Raw genomic sequence first — 16,687 nt, forward strand, 5'->3', positions numbered from 1 at the left:
ATATGATTTACGATCTCATTTCTTCCATTCCTTCTTCCAGGGAATGCGGGTTATACCCTAATTCGCAACGGGCTTTTTCGATACTCAGCCCACTGAACCGCGGACGTGACGTTGCTTCGTTCATTTCTTCAGTAGTGACCGGAAGGATCAGCGAGCGATCCAGCTTGAAATAATCTGCTACGCGATAAGCTATATCTGCAATGGAAAGGCATTCGCCACCGCAAATATGCCAGATGCCGTTTTGGGATATATGCATCAGCTTTTCCACTCCGTCAGCAATATCATTGACCCAGGTCGGCGTGCGGTACTGATCGGAAACGACCCGTATCTCCTGCCCTGCCTGCAAACGGTTCTTCACCAGTTGCAGGATATTGCCATGCTGTCCGGGGAAGGCTTTGCCATAAACAACGACTACGCGGACATTCGCATAACTGCTGCAATTGGCTGCCACAGCCAGCTCTCCCTGATATTTGGAGATACCATAATAATTTACCGGATCAGGCGTATCTTCTTCAGTATACAAAGTAGTTTTCTTCCCGTCAAATACGAAATCGGTAGACAAGTGGATAAAGCGGCTTCCCAGTTTATCGCAACAGCGGGCTATATTTTCGACAGCCAGCACATTGGCTGCATAAGCTTCCTCATGATGCAGTTCGCAATAATCGGGAACAGAAAGAGCGGAACCATTGATCACAACCTCCGGGCGGATTTCATCCACCAATTGCGCGATCATGGCGTGATCGTTGATATCAGCCCGGACAAATCGGTAATTATCTCCCGGGGCGATATCTCCGTGCAGAGAGCAACCTGTCAGTTCATATCCTCCACGCTGGGACAGATTCTGCAAAATCCGTCTCCCCGTGAAACCGTTGGCTCCGATTATCAGTGTTTTCATCAGAATGAATAGATTAAGACACCTAATATACGGTGATTCGTTACAGAGTGTGTATCACGGATACGTCCGTCAGCCAGTGTTTTATCGCCATACCAGGCCAATGACGGGCTGTATTCAAATCCCAGCTTCCAGTGAGGTAACACATACGACATTTGCAGATTGGTTGTAAACACCTGATCCACATCCAGGCCGACACCATAGGTCGCTCCGACAATATCTTTACCGGCTCCGAGGTTCTTCAGATAACCGACAAACAGGCCGGGTTGCCATTTCTTTCCGTATACGATATTCAGCCAGGTCATTGAATGGCGGTAAGGCGTATATTCCTGTTCGCCGGTACGTTTGTCGATGCTGCTGACGCCGTAGCCACCCAACATACAGAGGTGAGCCAGGTTCTCTCCCATAATTGTCTTGGCGGAGATCTTCCAGTTATCATCCGTATAGCGGGCATGCGCCTCCACCGAAACGGAAGTAATGCGCTCCTTTACCTTATATACTTTATCGTTAAATTCAGACTTCACCCGGGGAGCCAGCGAAAGGACATCCACCCCGACTCCTGCCGTCCAGTTCTTATATTTATAATCGATACCGCCATAAAATTCGGGCACACAACTATTCTTTATATATTCCTCGCTCTTCCCGTTGGGGCCGGTAGAGAGATACTGCAACTGCCAGATAGCCGCTCCGGTCAGGCTCCACCCGCTATCCGTATAGCGGTAACGCAGCATCGGGTTACGGCTGAACGCCTGGAAAGGAGCACCGGTAGAAAGGTTCAGCATCTGCGGAAAGATATCGCCAAACAGCGGATGCCAGGTCTGGCCGATCAATACGGCTGATTTGCCCCAATCGAGATTCACATAAGCATGGCGCACACGGATCATCGCAAAGTTACTACCCGAGCCACGAAAGTCAACTTCCAGCTTGGCCGTTGTCTTCGCTTTCCCCACATTCGGCCCTGCCGCATCTATCCCCAACCGGGAATAAAGCAGGTAGAAACTACCGTTTGCCGTAGCATTCAGGTCGTTGCCATCGGCATCCGGTTTCTTATCCAGCGGATAAAGATGGAACAAACCGTCTACTATCTCGGAGTTTGCCCGGGAGTTATAAAACAAATCACCACGTACCTGTCCGTAAAACTTATACGAAAAGTTTTTCTTCTGTGCATAACCGGTAGTTACCGCTAACAGTCCGGCCAGTAAAAGCATGCTCAGTTTCGTTCTCATTCAAAAGCGTTTAATTTAGAAATAATACATAACCAATCCCAGTATCCGGTGATTGGTTACGGCGTGGGTGTCTCCCACTTTCCCGCTCTTCTGGTTGATCGTACCATACCAGGCCGTTGCCGGCGAATATTCAAGTCCGATCTGCCAGTGAGGCAGGTTATATGATAAATTCAGATTCACAGTAAACAACTGATCGATATTCAATCCCATACCATAGACAGTTTTCGAAGCAATCAGTTCGTCGTCCGTCCCCAGGTTCTTGGTATATCCCATAAAAAGCCCGGTCTTCCATTTCGTACCGTAAGTAAAATTAGCCCAGGTAGTTGAATGACGGAAAGGAGTGTACTCCTGTTCCCCTGTCCGGGGATCGATCGAGCTGATACCATAACCACCGATCAGGGCTGTTTGATCCAGACAGGATGCCATCAGGCTTTTGGCTGCAAAGGTATAATTCCTGCCGGTATATTTCAAGTGAGCTTCGTATGAATATGTGGTCATCCGCTCATTTACTTTATACGTTTTACCGTCTACCTCCGAGGTCGTACGGGGTTTCAGGGAAATCAAATGAACACCGGCTCCGGCCAACCAGCCATTGTCGGAAGTATAATCGCCCCCCACGTAAAATTCCGGTACGCAACTGTTCTTAATATAATCTTCACTCATTCCTTTCGGGCCGCTCGACGTGTATTGCAGCTGCCAGATAGCAGAAGCCGTCAGCTTCACCTTACCGGCCTTGTATTGGTAACGGAGTTGCGGACTACGATTAAACGGTTGAAAAGGTGCCCCTGTAGACAGGTTCAGCATATCCGGAAAAACGGAACCGAACAACGGATGCCAGGTGTGACCGATCAATACATTACTCTTCTCCCAATCGAGCGCCACCCAGGCCTGGCGGATACGAAGCATCGTGGTGCTTCCCGAAAAGCCGCCGAAGTCGGTTTCCAGACAAGCCGAAGTACGGGCTGTACCCACATTCGGCCCTGTTACACTGATCCCTAAACGGGAAGTAAAAGTATAGAAGCTACCATTCGGGGTCGCATTCAGATCTTTCCCGTCTTCATCCGGATTCTTATCCAGCGGGAAAAGGTAAAAGTTTCCGTCTACCGGAGCCATATTGGCACGCGTATTGTAGAACAGGTCACCACGTACGAATCCATAAAACTTGTAAGTAAAGTTTTTCTTTTGGGCAGTTGCGGAAAACAAAGTCAGTGCACTTACCAAGAGCAGAGCCAGCTTTTTCATTGTTGTTGTTTGTTACCTATTTGTCTAGTTTGAAGCCGCAAAGGTATATATTTTTGTTCATTCAATTTGAAGAACGAAATATTATTTGTTACTTTGCTTCCAAGTTGTAAGCCTTAAAGGCCAAATTTGATTAATAATGTAAACTACATAAAGAATTATGAGTACGAAAAAATTTTTACTAGAGGAGAAAGACATACCTACAGCCTGGTACAACATAGTGGCTGACATGAAGAACAAACCACGCCCTATGTTAAATCCGCAGACAAAGCAACCGTTGAAGGAAGAAGACCTGTATCCTTTATTTTCCAAAGGGGTATCCCACCAGGAAATGAACACTACGGATGCATGGATCGAAATTCCGGAAGAAGTACGTGAACTATATAAGGTATGGCGTCCTACTCCGCTGGTTCGTGCTTATGGCCTGGAAAAGATGCTGGATACTCCGGCTCATATCTATTTCAAAAATGAAAGTGTCAGCCCGATCGGTTCTCATAAACTGAACTCGGCTCTCGCACAGGCTTACTATTGTAAACAGGAAGGCACAACCAATATCACGACCGAAACAGGTGCCGGACAATGGGGTGCAGCCCTTTCTTATGCAGCCAAGGCATTCGGGCTGGAACTGGCCGTTTACATGGTAAAGGTTAGCTACCACCAGAAACCTTACCGCCGTTCGATCATGCAGACATTCGGTGCACAGGTGATCGCTTCTCCTAGTATGAGCACAAAAGCAGGACGCAAGATCCTGACAGACCATCCTAATTATCAGGGAAGCCTGGGTACAGCGATCTCGGAAGCTGTTGAACTGGCAATGCAGACACCAAACTGTAAATATACTTTAGGTAGTGTATTGAACCACGTCATGCTCCACCAGACCGTGATCGGCCTCGAAGCTGAAAAGCAGATGGAAATGGCCGGCGAATATCCCGATGTTGTGATCGGTTGCTTCGGTGGCGGTTCAAACTTCTCAGGTATTACATTCCCCTTCCTGCGCCACAAGCTGACAGAAGGAAAAGAGATACGTATCGTTGCTGCCGAACCGGCTTCCTGCCCGAAGCTGACACGCGGACAATTCCAGTACGACTTCGGCGATGAAGCCGGTTATACCCCGCTGATCCCGATGTTCACGTTAGGACATAATTTCGCTCCCGCCAATATTCATGCCGGCGGCCTGCGTTACCACGGTGCCGGTTCTATCGTCAGCCAGCTGATGAAAGACGGTTTGATGAATGCCGCAGACATAAAACAACTGGATACATTCCAGGCAGCTACTATGTTTGCACAGGCAGAAGGTATTATCCCGGCTCCGGAATCTTCTCACGCTATCGCCGTTGCCATCAACGAAGCGCTGCAAGCAAAAGAAGAAGGCAAGCAACGTACCATCCTGTTCAACCTGTCCGGCCACGGACTGATCGATATGGCCGCCTACGACCAGTATCTGGCTGGCGACCTGGGCAACTACGAAGTTACCGATGAGGATGTAGCAAAGAACTTAGCAGAAATAGAAAAGATTATCTGATCGACAGATAATCTTTTAAATAGTAAAAGTGGCGCTAATAACAGGGACTCACGTCTTTTGTTATTCGCGCCACTTTCGTGTGTGTGTGTCTATGAAATGTTTTAAAATAGGTATTATGAGAATATTTCCTCATAACTGGTTGCTGGTACAACCATTTCTTGTGTATTCAAACTAAAATCTTTTTTCTTTTTGTTCCACATTCCGTATACGGAATTAATTTCTCCCTTTGCCTCGTTATACTGATAAGAAATCAGATAATAAGGATCCCAGGTTTCTTTTGACTGATTCCAGCGGTACGCTTTCTTTTCAGCGACTTTGCCGTTATCATTATAGGTGAATTCATATTTCACCTGCTTGTTTAAAAGTCCTTCTTCCTGCAGGAAGATAACTTTCGATACGATCTTACCATTCTCCTCCTTTGTATCATAAAGATAGTTTCTCGGAGAGGCTGCACTCATTGCCAAACTACATACGAACAAGACAACCAGTGTCAAAATTTCTTTTCTCAATAATGAAGCTTTCATAAAATATATTACTTATAAGATTTACTTTCAAATTGCGTGCAAATGAACACAGTTTTCCGGTATCAACCAAATATTATTTGACAATTTGATAGCCAAAATAACATATTTAACCATTTTAAACCAATATCAAATTAGAACGAATCGAACACCAACTTACAATTTATAAGAAATCAGGTCTATTAATGCCAAACAAAGTCCTTTTATGCCTGACGCCTCTTAAAAAAACAATAAAAACAGTCGCGCCACTTACGAATTGACACAAAGAGTTTTTTCATCATCATCTACATTTTTTAAAACTAAATACCCCCTGCAATTTGTTATTTACAAATAAAGGAAGGATCTTAGCATCCTAATTAAATCGGTATATCATGGAGAGAAATATTTTTAAACTAGAACAGGAGCAATTGAAGGAAATTGCCCTTACGTTACAGAAGAAAGTAGAAGAAGGTCTGGCAAAAGACAATGCAGAAATACAATGTCTGCCAACATTTATTACTCCCAGGAGTAAAGGTATCAACGGAAAGGCTTTGGTTCTCGACCTGGGCGGCACCAATTACAGGGTGGCAACAGTCAATTTTGCAGACGACAAAGCAACTATTCACCCTGATAACGGATGGAAAAAGGATCTGTCCGTTATGAAAACACCCGGTTTCACCCGTGAGGAGTTGTTTAAGGAACTGGCCGATCCGATCGGAGAGATCAAACGGGACGAAGAAATGCCGATCGGTTACTGTTTCTCCTATGCAGCCGAATCCCTTCCCGATGGCGACGCCCGGTTATTGCACTGGACGAAGGGTGTTGAAATAAAGGATATGATCGGAGAACCTGTCGGAAAACCTTTGCTCGACTATCTGAATGAAAGGAACGACATCAAATTCACTGGTATAAAGGTACTCAACGATACCGTAGCCAGCCTGTTCGCCGGACTGACCAACAGCGGTTATGATGCCTATATAGGACTGATTGTCGGAACCGGAACGAATATGGCCACTTTTATCCCTGCGGAGAAAATAACAAAACTTCCTCCCTCCTGCCAAGTCCAAGGACTGATCCCTGTCAATCTGGAATCCGGTGATTTTAATCCGCCTTTCCTGACCACTGTCGACGATACGGTAGATGCCTGCACCAATACCCGTGGATACCAGCGTTTTGAGAAAGCTGTTTCCGGCATGTATCTGGGCGACATACTTAAAGCGACCTTCCCGCTGGATGAATTCGAAGAAAAGTTCGATGCGCAGAAACTGACTACCATTATGAACTATCCGGATATCCATAAAGAAAAATATGTACAGGTAGCCCACTGGATCTACAACCGCTCGGCACAGCTGGTAGCCGCATCGCTTGCCGGTCTTATCCGACTACTTGTTTCCTATAATAAAGAGACCAAAAAGATTTGCCTGGTAGCTGAAGGCAGTCTTTTCTGGAGTCAAAACAGGAATGACAAAGACTATAACATTCTCGTAATGGAGAAATTGCAGGAGCTTCTGGATGAATTCGGACTGGGAGACGTAGAAGTTCATATCAACAAAATGAACAATGCCAACCTGATCGGAACAGGTATCGCTGCATTGTCCTGATCATATTGTAAAAGGTTCGAAACGAGTTGAAATTTCGAACCTTTTACCTTTCCATACAATCCGGCTGATGATTTATCATAATATTTTTTAAAATTCATCGTACAAATTAAGGTTCAATCTGCTATCTTTGCCCATACACACTAGTTTTAATATGAATGCCATGATAACAGAAGTTTTCAGAGAAAAGTCGCCTCTATCCATTAAGGACAGTTTCATACTATTCGAACGCACAAAATCTTCTTTCACTTTCCCAATACATGTCCACAATGTTTGGGAACTTAACTTTGTAGAAAATGCTAGCGGTGCCCAGCGTATTGTCGGCGACTCGGAAGAAACTATCGGCGAAAAAGACCTTGTACTGATCACCAGCACTGAATTGAAACATGCCTGGATGAACGGTAACTGCCGGTCGAACGATATTCATGAAATCACCATCCAGTTTCATCCGTCCCTGTTTTCTAACCCGGCTTTCCAGAAGAACCAGTTCGATTCTGTCATGAAAATGATGGCAAAAGCAGAACATGGATTGGTATTCGGCCAGGCCGATATCAACCGTGTGCTTCCTATTATGCGAATGATCTCTACTGAAAAAGGGTTCTATTCGGTCATGAAGTTCTTTATTCTGCTACATGAGCTCTCCCTGTCGGAAGATGTGCGCGTTTTATCCAAAAACGCTTCTCCGCAATATACGGAGACTGACTATCAAATGAAAAAGATACTCGATTATATCAGCAAAAACCTGGCTGAACCGATCACGATAGACGAACTGGCCCAATATATGGGAATGAGTCTTTCCACACTTTCCCGCTTCCTTAAAAAGAATACGAACCATAATTTCACAGACTTTTTACAGGAATATCGTATCAATTCTGTTGTCCGCGAACTGAACAACAATGAAAAGGAATGTATCATGGACATCGCTTCCCGGTGTGGTTTTGTCAGTCAGTCTTATTTTTACAAAGTATTTAAGAAATTCAAGGGCGTTACCCCGCAGGAGTACCGCGAGAATTACCAACGTATGCGAGTTATCGTCTGAACAAATCAGCGGCTGATAATTATCGGCCGTATGGTTTACAATTATCAGCCAATCGGCCGACGATCATCAACCATACGGCTGACGGTTATCAACCGTTGATTAGTCGCCGTAGTAATTCTATTTAGTACGTATAGTAAATTCGATTACATAGTATAGTTATATCATTTTGACCATAGAAGATTTTACCCTTCATTAAACCATTCCTCCCATTATTCCCCCCACTATATTTTCAAATCCGAATTAGAAAAAAAGAACCTCCCTTATTCCGTTGACCGAATAGAGCAATCACTTTTGACTTCACAGTGCACTTCCACACCTCTAAAGCAATTGGAAAACAATAATTTAAGTACAATAAGCCTCAGCAATCATCGCCTACAAATATTCACATATATTCGGTTTTTATTTGTTAACCTAACGCCTATCAGACAGTCATACTGTTAATTTATGCAATTTAAAGACAGTTGCAAGAGTTTTGATTTAATAAAATTGACAGAAACGCGCAATAATTTGACTGAATAAGACACTTCCAGGATTCTTCCAATCTCTACATTTGCAATGAAGATTAACATTAATGCCATTCATTATGAAAACACGTCGAAATTTAACCTTAGGATTATTCGCTTGTTTGTTCCTGTTAGGATCTTGCACAGACAACGAATTTGCAGACCAGAAAGCTGGTAGTTCCATTGCGACAAAAGCCGTTGCAAATACTGATGTAGTACTTCATTGGGATAAAGAAGAACAAAATATCGATGGTTTCGGGGTGGCACAAGCCGGATGGGCTGATTATCTGTATGCACACCGAAAACGTGATACAGTATTAGACCTGATGTTCGGAAAAGATGGATTGCACCTGAATATCTTAAGAGGTGAAGTCTATTCTCATTATTGGAAAAAGGAAGGAGATACCTCTTTCTATTTAGATGAAGAAATCGATATGCCGCTCGACGACCCATTTTTCGATATAGACTACAGTGCCGATGGAAATGAAGCAGCCGAAGAAATGGCCCAACGCAAAGGTCAGCTATGGATCAACCAACGTGTCAAAGCATTATATGATGTCGATAAATTCGTTTACTCCGTCTGGAGTCCGCCTGCGTATATGAAAAGTAACGGCAGCGATTCGAAAGGGAATTTAAAATCTGCTTACTATCAAGAATATGCCGATTATCTATCTGCTTTTTGTGATGCTTACGGTTCAGTAGGTTTAAAGCCTTATGCCATATCACCAGCCAATGAGCCGGAATATGCAGCCTCTTGGAGTTCTTGTCTCTGGTTACCGGGAACAACTACCCTGGGACGTTTCATCGTCAACAACATGGGGCCTACATTCGCCAGCAAGCAACCGGATGTGAAGATAATCTTTGGAGAAAATGCACAATGGACAGGTATTTTAGGTTTTATCATGGGTAGTAAAAACTATGTACGTGATATTCTAAATCTCAATACTCGTATTACCAACTACCCGATCATCGCAGCCGGACATGGCTATGTAGATCCGGTAACGAAAAAAGATCCGGCTATCGAACCGTTTACCAAAGCTGAATCGAAAAACGTTCCGGTATGGTTGACAGAGATCAGCGACCCGCATAACTCATACAGTACTTCCATAGAAGATGGGCTTAACTGGGCAGTCAAATTCCACCGTTATCTTTGTGAAGCCAATGTAAGTTCGATTATTTGGTGGGCAGGAGCGTTGCCTGACAGCGGAACAAACGAAGGACTGATCTATATCGCTAAGAACCGTACGGACTACGAAACCGGTAAACGATATGAAACATTCGGAAACTTTACACGCTACATACCCGTAGGCAGTAGACGCATATCAGCCGAATATAATACGGATCAGGGATATATGGTATCCGGTTACAAAAACGGTAATTCATTCACTGCGGTTGCCATCAATACCAATGACACAGAAAAGACCCTAGATCTACTGATCAACAATACTCAAACTACCGGTCCGATAGTAGGCCATCTGACTGATGCCACACACAAATGGGCAACTCTTGATACAATACAACCGGTAAATAATACATATGTAGTTACGCTCCCGGCTAAGAGTGTTGTAACATTTACAGGAAACGTTGAATAACTTTAAATAGATAAAATCATGAAAAAGCTTTTAACACAAACAATCTTTTTGCTGATAGCAATATTTGCAGGAACAGCAACAACATTTGCAATTACTAAAAATGACATCTCTTTACAGCTGGATGGAATCAGCACCCAACTCTCAGGAACATATTCTGATATAAATGAATATACTGATGGTTCAGGAAAAACATTCCTTACAACTGGAGACATTTATGTAAAAGGAAGATTGATAAATAAGACTTATCAGGATATTCAACTAAATACATCCAGAATTTTAGTTGCTTTTGTTCAAGGAGATTCCCCCTATACTTCAACCACATATTCTTATGATAAAACCATGTTAACAAGCCTCAATATAGAAGCACATGGTTTTGCTGAAGTAATAGTCAAAATTCCCAGCAATTATCAAATTAGAAATGGAAAATTAAATCTTTATTTCGTTTATGCTGAGGGTGCAGGCGGATATTTCTTCACAGGAACTTATAATGTTACAAATTCTGTAACCAAGACCAGTACTATGGCCTCTACTTCTGAAAATGATCTAAGATTAGACTTATATTACATTAGTGATCGAGGTTCAGCTGGAGGTCGTTTAAGTTCATATACTCTGGATTCAAGAAACAGTTTTGTAACAACTACTGGTGATATATATGTGTCAGGAAGTATTACAAATACTACAAATAACCCGATTGTAGTAAATTACCCGAGAATTTTAGTTGCATTTGGTTATCATGAATCACCATACACTGGTGAAGTTTACAATGGTGGTGGAGATAAAGTATCCACAGTCACGATACCAGCACATGATTACACTGATATTATGATCAAAATACCAACAAATTGGCCTTATCATTTAAAACAAACATCTGATAATTATACATATTTAGATTTTTATTTTATTTATGCAGAAGGTTCTGGACTACCGCTTTTCAACGGTTCTTATTGCATCTCCAACGGAAAGAGTAAATCCCTTTCTGTAGAAAAACAATTATCTATTACAGTTTCGTATTACGATGCATCCAATGTAACCGTCAAATCGACTGACGATTCTGCTATAAAATCAATTCGAGTTATCGGAACAATGGGAGATTTAGTTAAAAGCCAATCATACGGTAATAACAGTATGGAAGCCAACATAGATCTTTCCAACTGTAAAAATGGTATCTACTACATTCAAGTAGAGAAAACAACAGGAGTTGAAACATCCAAGATTATTAAGAAGTAATCACAGCAATACAATAAGTTTACTTTCACTAAATCAAAGAAAGTAAGCTTATTGTGAGCTCTATACATAAAACGCAATAAATATCTTACAATAAATTTAAAACATAATATTATGAAGACTTTCAAAATTGTATTCGTAATTTCTCTTTTATTGTTAACTGGAATCAACGTTTATGCTGAAAACCCAAACAAAACAAATCAGTCTGTAAATGAACAAAACAAATCTGGTTATTATATCTATGGTAGAGATGATATTTATAATCAAATAGGTAGAAGATATACTATCATGGGAGACAAACCAGCAAACGTTCGTGTAGAATGGGATTTGGATGATCTCCATCAAGTTACAAATATGTTACAGTACATTGTCGTAGTTCGTGAAAAAGCACTTGGAGAACAAACGATCAAAGCTCATGTTACAGGAGATAATCTTGATATTGTTTTAACAAAGAAAGTTATTGCAATTGATGGTGTAGACCCAAATCCTTCCGATACCGGTTATATTCCAGAATGGTGGTAAATCTAACTTAACAATTATTATTTAACTATATTATCATGAACAGAAAACTAGCTTTTTCTCTATTACTAGGAGCCTTCGCTCTCTCCGGATGGGCGCAACAGGCAATTACCGTGAAGGGTACGGTAAAAGATGCGGAGAATAATCCCGTTATCGGAGCAACAGTTGTTGTAAAAGGAACCACAATAGGTACAACAACTGACATTGATGGAAATTACACCATCAATGCCAATCCAGGACAGGTCCTGGAATTTTCTTACGTAGGTATGCAACAGTCATCTATCACTGTTGGTAACAAGAATGTAATCAACATCACAATGGCTGATGGCGAATTATTGGATGAAGTTGTAGTAATCGGTTACGGTACAGTAAAGAAAAGTAACTTGACAGGTGCAGTAGCTTCCGTATCCAACAAGGATTTGATGGCCGATGTAGCACGCAGCGCTTCCAGCGCTTTGCAAGGGAAAATTGCAGGTGTTAATATCTCCAATGTGGGTGGTCAGCCGGGTTCTGGCATGAACATCAACATTCGTGGCGTAGGGTCTGTAAATAACACAAACGAACCTTTAGTCGTGATCGACGGTGTATATGGTGACATCAATATGGTCGACCCCTCCGTTATTCAATCCATAGAAGTATTGAAGGATGCTTCAGCGGCAGCCATCTACGGTTCACGTGCAGCCAACGGCGTAGTGCTGATAACAACCAAAGGAGGCCTCAAAAATTCCAAAGCTAAGATTTCCGCCAACGTGTATACAGGTTTTCAAACTGTTACCAAGAAACTGGATGTCATGAATGCCGACCAGTGGATTGGATTCATGAAGGATAACTATTATTCTCCGGGTGGTGAACCCGAAGCAGTAAAGAACTGGAAAGGCGGAGCAGGGACAAACTGGCAAGATGAAGTGTTCCATACTGCTCCTGTAACCAAGGCTTCCCTTGCAGTGAACGGCGGTGCTGAAAATTCGACTTATAGTCTGGCAGGAGGTTATCTGAACCAAAAAGGTGTATTGCGTACCACAGGTTACGAAGCCTTCACCTTGCATGCCAAAAATACATTTTCTTTCTTGAATAATCATCTGCGTATGGGATCCTCGATAATGGCGAAGTTCTACAATAAGGATTATGACGACTTTACCATTACGGATGCGTTGCGGCAAAACCCGATCATTCCTGTATATGATCCTAATAACAAGGTAGATGGATTTGGTGGCATCACGAACAGTGGATTCAAGAACCTTTCCAACCCGTTGGGTTATCTTTATGTCAACGACTTTGAGCGTCACGGTTCAGACCTTTTGATCAATGCCTGGGCAGAAGTAGATCTATTCCTCAAAGGCTTGAAGTATAAAATAAATGCAGGTATCAACCGTAGTGAATATAGCGATTCAAAGTGGAATGGTAGTTATAACTGGGGTGACTTGGGAAGTAGCGGTAATTCCAAATTGAATGAAAACACCTACAAATCTGATTCCTGGTTGTTGGAACATACACTGCACTATGACCGTACATTTGGACAACATGACCTTTCTGCAATGGTTGGTTATTCTGCACAGGATTTCAATTCACGTTCTGTTTCTGCATACCGCGAAGGTTTTGCACCGGGAGCTCCCCATACCCTTGATGCTGCTCCTAATTCCAGTATGACTAACTCGGGAAGCAAGCAGTCCAATTCATTGGTCTCATTGTTCGGACGCGCAATGTATAGCTATGCAGGTCGTTATATGGTGTCTGCCTCTGTACGTCGTGATGGTTCTTCCCGTTTTGCTGACGGACATCGCTACGGATGGTTCCCTTCTGCTTCTGCAGCATGGAACATAGCCAGGGAAAACTTCTTTGAGGATTGGAAAGAAACGATGAACAACTTTAAAATACGAGCCAGCTATGGTGTATTGGGTAATCAGGAAATCGGCAACTACAGGACTCAAGCAGGCTTGGTAACAGGTATGAACTATATTATAGGAGACAAGTCTTGGCAAGGTGCCATTACCAATGCAAGCTGGGTATCTCCACAGAATTTGACTTGGGAAAAATCCAAAACTTGGGATATTGGTACGGATTTAGGATTCTTCAACGACAGATTAACTTTGACTGCCGACTACTATGTGAAGCGTTCAGAAGATATTTTGCTGTCTATCAACATGGCTGGTAATGCCGGTTTGAAAGGCTCTCCAACCATGAATGCCGGTACTGTGGAGAACAAAGGTTTTGAAATAGCGGTAACTCATCGCAACACGATAGGTGATTTGTACTATTTCGTAGGCGTGAACGCTTCTACTCAAACCAACGAACTAAAAGAAATCACCATTGGCCAAGTACAAGAGTATGGAGGTTATAATCCGCAAGGAGAAGGAATTATCACTCGGGCAAAGGTTGGTTATCCCATTGGCGGTTTTTGGTTAACGAAAACAGACGGATTATTCCAAAGCCAAGACGAAGTATTAGCACATAAAGACAACAATGGCACTGTGCTTCAACCGGATGCCGAACCGGGAGATATACGTTTCATAGATATCAACAACGACGGAAAGATTTCAGATGGCGACCGTCAATATTGCGGTTCACCTTTCCCTAAGTTCAATTTGGGCCTTAATATGGGAGGTATGTGGAAAGGTTTTGATTTGAATCTCTTCTTCGATGGTTCTTTCGGCCAAAAGATTTACAATTATACCCGTGCCCGCATGGAGTCTACTAACGAACTCAACAACTATTCGGTAAGAGTACTCGATTCATGGACTCCCCAGAATACGAATACGGATATGCCTCGATACGCTAAAAAAGATGAGATGAACTACACTCGCTGGACCGATCGTTGGCTGGAAAATGGAGACTTCTTCCGCTTGAAGACTTTGGAATTCGGCTATACATTACCAAGCGCATTGACACAGAAAATCAATGTGAATAAACTCCGTTTCTATACCACAATGGACAATCTCTTTACCATTACCGGTTACAAGGGATATTCACCTGACCTAGGAGCTAATGACGCTACAAATGGTGGTGGCGAAGGTATCATGACCAGCGGTTGCGACCACGGACGTTATCCGTTGGCACGTACTATATCTTTCGGTATACAACTTGATTTCTAATCTTTTAAAGTAAATAAACATGAAAAAGAATATATTAAACTTGACTCTGGCTTCTTTACTTGCATTATCATTCTCTGCATGTAATGAAGCGGACTTCCTATCCAAAACAAATCCCAACACTCCTACAGATGAAGGTTTTTGGGATTATCCCCAAAATGTGGACCAGGCACTATGTACCATATATGCCCCTATCAGGAACCAGTCAGAAGGTTATTATGGTGCACATACTCATTATCTTACCATGACTAGCCGTGGCGATGATGTGTTTCTTATCCCCAACGAAGACGGAGATATCAAGTTCTATTCCACTTTTACCAATACAGCCAATATGGATCCGGGTATCTGGGGTGATTTGTACAAAGGGATACAGCGTGCTAACATGGTTATCAGCAATTTGCAGTCGGGAGAGATTGAATGGGAAAAGCCCGAATTGAAACAACAATACCTGTCAGAGGCATACGGTATGCGCGGTATGTATTATTTCCTTTTAGCAAGCAATTATGGGGCTGTACCATTGCATTTGGAACCGGTAGTCAATCCGGAAGACACCTACATTGCCTCCTCTCCGGAAGAAACTGTATGGAAACAGGTGGAAGATGACTTTATCGAGGCAGCCAAATATTTGCCGGTAGAACGCGCAGCATCCGAAAGACAGCGCATCAGCAAAGGTATGGCATTGGCCTATCTGGGCAAGACATATGTGTTCCAGAAAAAATATGCCGAAGCGAAGGAGGTATTGGGACAATTGTTACAGTCTCCTTATAATTATGATTTGGTAGAGGATCCATTGGAAAACTTCCACAAAGACAACAAATTCAATAAAGAATCGGTTTACGAGATTGATTATGTGAATGAATTAGGCGGTACAGGTACATGGGGCGGCGACGATGCTAATGCCAGTATGGGTATGAATCTTCCTACCTATTTAGGTCCGGAAGGAACGGGAGCTTGGTTTAAGATGGCTCCGGCCTCAGAAGCATTACGCGAATTTATCAAAGAACCTCGTCCTGAAGGATCGGATAGCAAATTCGATAAGCGTATGTATGCAACTTTCTACTTTAACCAGAATGAAGTGGGAGACAACAAGCCTTATGACAATCCTTATGACAAGACCTTTGCCGAATTATGGGAAACTCCGAGCAAAGGTAAGTTAAACAGGGATCCGGAACATTCTTACATGACGAATCCGAAAGCGGATAATGGCGTTCAGTTCCTGGCATTGGGAAAGAAATACACCAACTTCTTTGGCGGTGACAATGATGCCATGTATACTCCGTCTAACCGTAGCAACAGTTTGCGTGTATTCCGTTTTGCTGAAGTATTGTTGCTTCACGCAGAAGCCTGCGCCATGACCAATGACCTTGCCGGTGCCAATGCCGACTTACAGCGTATACGTAATCGTGCCGGATTGGCTCCTAAGGATTTTAGTGCAATGTCACAAGATGCTGTAATGAAAGAGATAGAACATCAGAATTTCCTGGAATTCTGTATGGAAGGGCATCGTTTCTATCAGTTGAAACGTTATTATACAGCAGCCGAAATCAAGCAGCATTTCATTGACTGTGGCAAGGTAGGCGGTGAAAACTTTGCAGAGAAATATTTTTACTATCCTATCAGCGAGGGAGAGAGGAACAATAATCCGAAAATAGAACAGAATCCGTTGTGGAAATAAACTGAAATAAAGGAATCCTGTCCACGTGTACTTTGTTTGCGGAGGATAGGATTCCTTTCCTAAAACACTACC

At 42.8% G+C, this 16,687-nt stretch carries 12 protein-coding genes; 8 read left to right on the plus strand and 4 right to left on the minus strand.

Going from position 1 to position 16,687, the window contains the following annotated elements; genetic code table 11:
* Positions 1–7: 7 nt before the first annotated feature.
* The 3 genes from HMPREF1536_RS07275 to HMPREF1536_RS07285 are packed head-to-tail and all read right to left on the minus strand — an operon-like array spanning position 8 to position 3,360.
* Complete coding sequence (locus tag HMPREF1536_RS07275) at positions 8–898, minus strand: SDR family oxidoreductase (RefSeq protein WP_199884262.1); 891 nt, start codon at positions 896–898, stop codon at positions 8–10.
* Positions 895–2,118 carry a DcaP family trimeric outer membrane transporter gene (locus HMPREF1536_RS07280; protein WP_028726380.1) on the minus strand — a complete coding sequence of 408 codons (1,224 nt, stop codon included), beginning with the start codon at positions 2,116–2,118 and terminating at the stop codon, positions 895–897. Before HMPREF1536_RS07280 ends, HMPREF1536_RS07275 begins: the two co-directional genes overlap by 4 nt.
* A 15-nt stretch (positions 2,119–2,133) precedes the next feature.
* Complete coding sequence (locus HMPREF1536_RS07285; protein WP_028726381.1) at positions 2,134–3,360, minus strand: membrane protein; 1,227 nt, start codon at positions 3,358–3,360, stop codon at positions 2,134–2,136.
* Between the two features lie 157 nt (positions 3,361–3,517).
* Between HMPREF1536_RS07285 and HMPREF1536_RS07290 the strand changes: the two genes are divergently transcribed.
* On the plus strand, positions 3,518–4,879 hold the full coding sequence (locus HMPREF1536_RS07290) for a TrpB-like pyridoxal phosphate-dependent enzyme (RefSeq protein WP_028726382.1): 1,362 nt from the start codon (positions 3,518–3,520) through the stop codon (positions 4,877–4,879).
* A 113-nt stretch (positions 4,880–4,992) separates the two neighbouring features.
* Here the strand turns inward: HMPREF1536_RS07290 and HMPREF1536_RS07295 are convergent, their stop codons facing one another.
* On the minus strand, positions 4,993–5,403 hold the full coding sequence (locus tag HMPREF1536_RS07295) for a DUF3836 domain-containing protein (protein WP_028726383.1): 411 nt from the start codon (positions 5,401–5,403) through the stop codon (positions 4,993–4,995).
* A gap of 368 nt (positions 5,404–5,771) precedes the next feature.
* Here HMPREF1536_RS07295 and HMPREF1536_RS07300 point away from each other — a divergent pair, with 368 nt between their 5' ends.
* The 7 genes from HMPREF1536_RS07300 to HMPREF1536_RS07330 all read left to right on the plus strand — a co-directional run bounded on the left by HMPREF1536_RS07300 (position 5,772) and on the right by HMPREF1536_RS07330 (position 16,615).
* Positions 5,772–6,980 carry a hexokinase family protein gene (locus HMPREF1536_RS07300; RefSeq protein ID WP_028726384.1) on the plus strand — a complete coding sequence of 403 codons (1,209 nt, stop codon included), beginning with the start codon at positions 5,772–5,774 and terminating at the stop codon, positions 6,978–6,980.
* A 160-nt stretch (positions 6,981–7,140) separates the two neighbouring features.
* Positions 7,141–8,016, plus strand: coding sequence for an AraC family transcriptional regulator (locus HMPREF1536_RS07305; protein ID WP_028726385.1), 876 nt, complete (start codon positions 7,141–7,143; stop codon positions 8,014–8,016).
* A 583-nt stretch (positions 8,017–8,599) separates the two neighbouring features.
* A complete protein-coding gene (locus tag HMPREF1536_RS07310) occupies positions 8,600–10,111 on the plus strand; it encodes a glycoside hydrolase (protein ID WP_028726386.1) in 1,512 nt (503 codons plus the stop codon).
* Between the two features lie 18 nt (positions 10,112–10,129).
* On the plus strand, positions 10,130–11,338 hold the full coding sequence (locus HMPREF1536_RS07315) for a T9SS type A sorting domain-containing protein (RefSeq protein ID WP_028726387.1): 1,209 nt from the start codon (positions 10,130–10,132) through the stop codon (positions 11,336–11,338).
* A 111-nt stretch (positions 11,339–11,449) separates the two neighbouring features.
* Complete coding sequence (locus HMPREF1536_RS07320; RefSeq protein ID WP_028726388.1) at positions 11,450–11,857, plus strand: hypothetical protein; 408 nt, start codon at positions 11,450–11,452, stop codon at positions 11,855–11,857.
* Between the two features lie 35 nt (positions 11,858–11,892).
* Positions 11,893–14,943, plus strand: a complete 3,051-nt coding sequence (locus HMPREF1536_RS07325) for a SusC/RagA family TonB-linked outer membrane protein (RefSeq protein ID WP_028726389.1) — start codon at positions 11,893–11,895, stop codon at positions 14,941–14,943.
* A gap of 19 nt (positions 14,944–14,962) precedes the next feature.
* Positions 14,963–16,615, plus strand: coding sequence for a RagB/SusD family nutrient uptake outer membrane protein (locus tag HMPREF1536_RS07330; protein ID WP_028726390.1), 1,653 nt, complete (start codon positions 14,963–14,965; stop codon positions 16,613–16,615).
* Positions 16,616–16,687: the final 72 nt, after the last annotated feature.

Origin of the sequence: Parabacteroides gordonii MS-1 = DSM 23371 (assembly GCF_000969825.1) — a bacterium.
GTDB lineage: Bacteria > Bacteroidota > Bacteroidia > Bacteroidales > Tannerellaceae > Parabacteroides > Parabacteroides gordonii.